At 72.1% G+C, this 5,303-nt stretch carries 2 protein-coding genes; both read right to left on the minus strand.

What is annotated here, in order from left to right; translation table 11 throughout:
• Positions 1–914, minus strand: a 914-nt coding sequence (locus ABZ562_RS40980) for a polyketide synthase (protein ID WP_361490524.1), incomplete at its 3' end; no start/stop codon positions are given.
• A 69-nt stretch (positions 915–983) separates the two neighbouring features.
• Positions 984–5,273: an SDR family NAD(P)-dependent oxidoreductase gene (locus ABZ562_RS40985; protein ID WP_361490526.1), complete on the minus strand. Its 4,290-nt coding sequence runs from the start codon at positions 5,271–5,273 to the stop codon at positions 984–986.
• Positions 5,274–5,303: the final 30 nt, after the last annotated feature.

Below are 5,303 nucleotides of genomic sequence, written 5' to 3' on the forward strand. Positions count from 1 at the left end.
TTGACCGCACTCCCCCGCACCACCGCCAACACCCGATGACCCAACCGCCGCGCATCCGACAACCGCTCCACCAACAACACACCCACACCCTCGGCAGCACCAAAACCATCCGCCGAAGCCGCGAACGCCTTGCACCGGCCATCCACCGACAAACCCCGCTGCCGACTGAACGTCGTCAACGTCACCGGCGACGACATCACCGTCACCCCACCCACCAACGCAAGCGAGCACTCACCCCGCCGCAACGCCTGCACCGCCAGATGCAACGCCACCAACGACGACGAACACGCCGTATCCACCGTCACCGCAGGCCCCTCAAGACCGAACGTGTAAGCAACACGCCCCGAAGCGGCCCCCAATGTGGTGCCGATGGCGAGCTGGCCTTCCAAGCCTTCGACCATGCGGTAGGGGCTGCCGGCGTAGCCGGTGCTCCACGCGCCGATGTACACGCCGGTGTCGCTGCCCCTCAGAGCGGCGCGCTTGATGCCGGCCCGTTCGAGGGCCTCCCAGGACGTCTCCAGCAGCAGCCGCTGCTGCGGGTCCATCGCCAACGCTTCACGCGGCGAGATACCGAAGAAGGCGGCGTCGAACTCCCCCGCCTCGTGCAGGAAACCGCCCTCACGCATGTACGACGTACCGGCCCGGTCCGGATCCGGATCGTACAGGCGCCCCAAGTCCCACCCGCGGTCCTCGGGTAGACCCGCGATGCCGTCACCGCCGCTGTTCAGCAGGTCCCAGAACTGTTCGGGCGTGTTGACGGTGGCGTCGACGCCGCCGGGGAACCGGCAGCTCATTCCCACGATGGCGATCGGCTCTCGGGCCCGTTCCTCGGTCTCGCGGAGTCGATCGCTGACCTCCTTGAGTTCGGTCGTGGCGCGCCACAGGTATTCGCGCAGCTTCTCCGCCTCAGCCACCGAAACCTCCCGGTGCGTCGTTTTCCCCAGCAGAAGGACGAAAGGACTCGCTGACTCGGCCGGCAGCCATCACATCTCCAACCGCTTGTCGAGGAAGGCGAAGAGATCGTCGTCCGACGTCCACGCCGCCGTGTGCTCCCCGGTTGCTCCGGGTTCCTGGGCCTGCCCGGACTCGCCGGTGCCGCTGCGGTTGTCCGCGTTGCCCGGCGGACCGACCGAGAGGTGTGTCCACTGCGAGGCGTGGGCGGCCAGCCGCGTGGCGATGAGCCTGCGCGTCTCCTCGTCCGCCGCGGATGCCAGTCCGCCGGGTGACACGGCCGCCGACAGGAGTTGCTCCAGCCGTTCCAGTTCTGCGAGCAGCCGGGCTGCGGCGGGTTGTGTCGCGGGAGCGAGGAGTTCGAGCAGGTGATCGGCGAGCGCGCTCGGGTTGGGGTAGTCGAACACGAGCGTGCCGGGCAGGCGGAGGCCGGTCTCGGCGTTCAGCCGGTTCCTGAGTTCGACAGCGGTCAGGGAGTCGAAACCGATGTCCCGGAAGGTCTGTTCGGCGTCGATGGCCTCGGCGCCACTGTGTCCGAGCACCAGGGCGACGTGGCCGCGGACGAGGTCGCGCAGGGCACGACGTGGGTCCGGTGCCGCCGCCAGCTCCCGGGCGAACGCCTCGGGGCCGGTGGCAGGGGCGGCGGTCGCGGCACCTGCCCGCGCCGGCGGCCTGTGCCGCACCCGGACCAGGCCACTCAGCAGCGGCGGCAGTGTTCCGTCCGCGGCCCGGTTCTCCAGCGCGGCGTCGTTCACGCGCATCGGCAGGAGAACCGGCTCGCCGAGTTCCGTTGCCCTGTCGAACAGGTGCAGGGCCTCGTCGGTCGGCATGGGCGCGATCCCCGCCCGGCTCATCCGGTCACGGTCGATGTCGGCCAGGCCGCCGGTGAGACCGCTGGCCTCGTGCCACAGCCCCCAGCCGAGTGACACGGAGGTGAGCCCGCGGCGCGCCCGGTGTCGGGCGAGGGTGTCCAGGAACTGATTGGCCGCGGCGTAACTGCCCTGGCCGGGCCCGCCCAGCATGCTCGCTGCCGATGAGAAGATCACGAACAGGGCCGGGTCGAGGTCCAGTTCGCCGATCAGTGACTCCAGGGTCAGGGCCGCGTCCACCTTGGGTTTGAGGACGGCGTCCACCCGTTCAGGGGTGAGCGCGGACACCACGCCGTCGTCGAGCACGCCGGCCGTGTGAACGATGCCCGTGACCGGATGCTCGGACGGCATGTCCTCCAGGAGGGCCTTGAGCGCCTTCCGGTTGGCGACGTCGCAGGCCGCCACCGTGACCTCGGCACCCAGCGCACCGAGTTCGGCCGCCAGGGCGGGGGCGACACCGCTGCGGCTGACCAGCAGCAGCCGGCGGACGTCGTGCTCGGCGACGAGGTGGCGGGCCACCAGGGCTCCCAGCGTGCCCACCCCGGTGATCAGCACGGTTCCCTCGGCGTCGAGCGCGGCCGGGACGGTGAGGACGACCTTGCCCACATGACGTGCCTGGCTGACGAACCTCAGTGCCTCGTGGGCGCGCCGCACCGGCCAGGCGCGCAACGGCGGCAACCGCAGGACACCGGCGTCGAAGAGCGCCATGATCTCGTCGAGCATCTGCCCGATCCGCTCGGCACCCGCCTCGGCGAGGTCGAAGGCGACGTACCGGATACTCGGGACGCCGTCCGCCCCGACGACGCCGAGGTCGGTACGGATGTCGGTCTTGCCCATCTCGACGAACCGGCCGCCCTCGCGCAGGAGACGCGCCGAGGCGTCGACGAAGTCACCCGAGAGGGCGTTCAGGACGACATCGATCCCGCGCCCACCACTGGTCGCGCGGAAGCGCTGCTCGAACTCGGTCGTCCTGGACGAGCCGATGTGCTCCTCGTCGAGGCCCTGCGCCGCGAGAACGTCCCACTTGCCCTTGCTCGCGGTGCCGAACACCTCGGCATCCCAGTGCCGCGCCAACTGCACGGCCGCCATGCCGACGCCGCCCGCAGCGGAGTGCACCAGCACCGACTCGCCGCCGCGCAGGCCTGCCAGGTCGTGCAGTGCGTAGTACGCGGTCAGGAACGCCACCGGCACCGACGCGGCCTCGGCGAAGGACCAGCCGTGCGGCATCCGTACGAGCATCCGGTGGTGCGTCACGGCCACCGGCCCGAATCCACCGGTCACCAGGCCCATCACCCGGTCACCGGGCGCGAGCGTCGTGACGCCCCCGCCGACCTCGGTGACGACGCCCGCCGCCTCCGCACCCATGAGCCCCGTGTCCGGGTACATGCCCAGGGCCAGGAGGACGTCCCGGAAGTTGACCCCGGCGGCACGGACGGCGATCCGTACCTCGTCGGGGCCCAGCGGGCGGGAGGCGTCCGGGCACGGCACCAGGGCGAGGTTCCCCAGGGTGCCCGCTTCCGTGACGTCCAGCCGCCAGGGCCCCGCAGCCGCGTCGACCACAAGCAGTCCCTCGTCCGTGGCGCGGGCCAGCCGCGGTACGTACACGGCGCCGGCCCGTATCGCCACCTCCGGTTCGGCCGAGGCGACGGCTCGGGGCAGAGCATCCCAGGATGCCTCGTCGCCGTCGATGTCGACGAGCACGAAGCGGCCGGGGTTCTCGGCCTGGGCGGATCGCACGAGTCCCCACACCGGGGCGAGGAGCAGGTCAGGCTCGGGGTCGGTCTCGGCGACGGTCATCGCGTGCCGGGTGACGAGCACCAGCCGGGAGGCGGCGTGGCGTTCGTCGGCCAGCCATGCCTGCACCAGGTCCAGGGCCGCGTGGAGTGCGCTGTGGACGCCGGCGACCGTGGTGGCAGGGTCCGGCTCGGCGGCGGACGGCCGGGGCCGGCTCCCCCGGGAGGAATCCGCTCCGGAGGCGGGGCTCAGGAGGCTGGTCACGACCAGCACGTCGGGAACGGTGTCCCCGAGCGCCGCCAGGTCCGCGAGGCTCTGCCGGTCCGCGGGGTGGCCCGGCGTGTCGAGGGCGGTGACGACATCCACGCCCATCGTCCGGATGGCGGCCGGCACCCAGGGGCCGAGTACGGCCCAGGTACCGGCGGCGGCCCCGGCCTCGGCGGCGCGTTTCTCCTCGTACGTCGTCCCGCCCGCGCCGCCCCGGCGCCGGTCTGCGGCCGAGTCCTCCTGCACCCAATCCACGCGGAACATCGCGTGCTCCGCGCTCCCGCGCGCACGGGCGAGCTGCGCCGCGGACGTCGTACGCAGACGGAGGGCGCCCACCGTGGCCACCGGCGCCCCGGCCGGGTCGGCGAGAGCCAGCGCGACGGTGTCGGGACCCGCCGGTGAAACCCTCACCCGCAGGGACGTGGCCCCGGTCGCGTGCAGCGTCACGTCGCTCCAGAGGAACGGCAGGTACACCTGGCCGGGATCCTCGACGAACGAGCCGAGTCCGACGGCCTGGACCGCCGCGTCCAGCAGGGCCGGATGCAGGGCGTAGCCGTCGGCCGGTGTTCCGTCGGGCAGCGCCACTTCCGCGTACACGTCGTCCCCGTGGCGCCATGCGGTGTGCAGCCCCTGGAAGGAGGGGCCGTAGGTGTAGCCGCGCTCGACGAGCCGGGCGTACCGGTCCGATGCGAGAGCGACCGGCTCGGCATCCGCGGGCGGCCACACGCCAGCCGGCTCGGTGGACCGCGCCATCCCGGTACCGCCGGGAACGACGAATCCACTCGCGTGCCTCGTCCAGCGGTGGTCCCCGGCAGCCTCCTCCGGCCTGCTGTGCAGCTGGAGGGACCGGCGTCCGTCTGCCTCGGACGGCCCGAGGGCCAGACGCACCTGGAGGCCGCCCCTGTCGGGGAGCACGAGGGGCGCCTCGAGCGTCAGCTCGTCCAGTACGTCGCAACCGGCGCGGTCGGCGGCCTGGACGGCCAGCTCGACGAACGCGGTTCCCGGCAGGAGCACCGATCCGAGCACCTCGTGGTCGGCGAGCCAGGGATGGGTCCGCAGGGAGATCTGCCCGGTGAGCACCAACCCGTCGGAGTCGGGCATCTCCACGACCGCGCCCAGAAGGGGGTGGCCGGCCGCGGTGAGGCCCACGGACGCCACGTCGCCCAGGTTCGCGCCGGGGGCCGGTGCGGGCTTGGGCCAGTAGTGCTGTCGTTGGAAGGGGTAGGTGGGGAGGTCGACGGTGCGAGGGTTCGCGCCTTCGAAGGCGCGGGACCAGTCAACGGAGGCACCCTGGACGAAGGCTTCCGCGAGGGATGTGAGGAACCGGCCCAGGGTGCCTTCGTCACGCCGTAGCGAGCCCAGCACGACGGCATCCTGGTCGAGAGCATCGAGGGTCTGCTCGATACCGGGGACGAGGACGGGGTGCGGGCTGCACTCGACGAACGCACCCATCCCCTGTGCGACAAGACCTTCGACGGCTTC

This window comes from Streptomyces sp. NPDC019937 (assembly GCF_040631655.1).
Lineage (GTDB): Bacteria > Actinomycetota > Actinomycetes > Streptomycetales > Streptomycetaceae > Streptomyces.

What these genes read in the sequence shown, in the direction of transcription:
- ABZ562_RS40985 (WP_361490526.1), bottom strand. Translation starts at nt 5,273, where the DNA reads ATGGGTGCGTTCGTCGAGTGCAGCCCGCACCCCGTCCTCGTCCCCGGT.